The organism is Bacillus sp. V3B (assembly GCF_024494465.1).
GTDB lineage: Bacteria > Bacillota > Bacilli > Bacillales > Cytobacillaceae > Bacillus_BD.
Window position 1 is genome coordinate 1 of record NZ_JAETXM010000063.1, and the last position, 1,687, is coordinate 1,687.

The following is a 1,687-nucleotide window of genomic DNA, read 5'->3' on the forward strand; positions in this document are numbered from 1 at the left end:
AAGACTTTATGCTCTACACAACTAATGTTATGTTGACGAACACTTTTAACGGAGGCGGGTAGCTCCACCTACGAAGGATGAAATCTTTAACTTACTTTTTTGATTCCGATACTGCTTGGTAGTTGTTCTTTCATTTTTTTTAATGCTTCTATTTGTTGATTGTGTAATGCTAGGAATGGATGAAAGGTTTGGTTACATGACTCTCGATTCGTTTGTTGTAAGTTGGTTTCACTGTTCATCAATAAAAAGGCACTGTATAAATCTCGTTGAACCAAATGGTTTCCGATTGTCGTCCATCTTTGATGGAGTTTTTTCTTTTTGTAAGAGTCCGTTATGTGGTTATATTGACTTGCCTTAAAGGTGTTGGTATTCACTCTATGAACTTCAGTATGTTGGTACTTTAATTTCCGATCTATAATCGTTATCAACAGAGCAGGAGCATAAGAACCAATACTTTTGCCAAATCGCTTTTTTCGTTGGTATTTGCCTTTGACATTGATTTTGGTTTCTTTCGCCCGCTTCGTTAAGGCACGAAAATTCATCTTTTCTACATAGACTTCATCTCCGCAGGATAGGATGCGGTTGGCGATTTTACCGTGTTCTGCTTTGACATAGGCACTTTGTTTTCGATAGACTTCTTTCAGTTGGTACAGCGTTTTCATGTAGTGGTTACTTCGTTCCCATGTCAGTTTGATTCCTTTTTTTACTGTACCATCTGCATTGAAGTTGTCCGAATGGTTGCTTCTGCGACTGCGATCCAGTTTCCGCAGCAACCGCCTTTTTTCTTTGTCCAGTTGAGGTACTTTTGGTGCAAGCGGTTGAATCCAAACCTCTTTGTCGGAAGCAACAGCAACAGTGGAGGTGCCCATATCAATTCCTACACGACCATGGGGCATTTTAGGATGACGAAAAGCACCTGTCGAATTCACTCGTTTGGAAGGGGGAATTCCCTCCATGATCAATTGAACGTAGTAGGCATCTTTGCCACGAATCGCTTTTTTGACGATACGACTGTATTTAATTTTGTGGCAAGAAAGCACTTCCTCTGCAAATAAATCATTTTTACGAATCCTAACAGGAATTTCTAATCCATTCCAATGAATATTGTTATCCCGAAAGCGAATGCCTGATTTGTTCGTTTTTCCTTCAACCGAAGTCATGGTACCATACTTTTTAAAATGGGCTTTACTCCCTTTAAAAAGGACATCTTCAATGGACTGCCATACCTTCGAAGCAATCTTTTGAGCTGTATTGCTGTCTATGTGTTTCTTATAGTTATGTTGATGTTTTTTCATATACGCATGAAGTCCGAATTCACTTAACTCAAATGATTGACGGATCTCATTTAAGTTTTGAGTGTAAGTGTCTAATTCCTTTTGATAGAATGGAATGAGATTTTTATTCGTAGTTCGTTTCATTTTGGCTTTGATTTCTCGATAGACATAAAGTTGTTTACGATAACGTTTCGATTCTTTCATGCATTGAACTTGTTTTAAGGCATAAGAAAGGGTGGTGTTGTAAAGTCTGCGAGCCAATTCAAATCGTGTCTTTAAAATCTGTTGTTGCCAAACGAGCGCTGATAACTTCAATTCTAAAATAAACGATGGTTGATTAGCTTTTTTCACAAAATACACCTCTTTCTGATTATGTATACTTTTATTATACAATAGGAACGTATGTTTGACAA

General features: G+C 37.8%; 1 protein-coding gene. It reads right to left on the minus strand.

Annotation, left to right across the window (positions count from 1 at the left end; genetic code table 11):
* Positions 1–86: 86 nt before the first annotated feature.
* On the minus strand, positions 87–1,687 hold a 1,601-nt coding region (locus tag JMM81_RS22495; RefSeq protein WP_375162439.1), incomplete at its 5' end, for a hypothetical protein.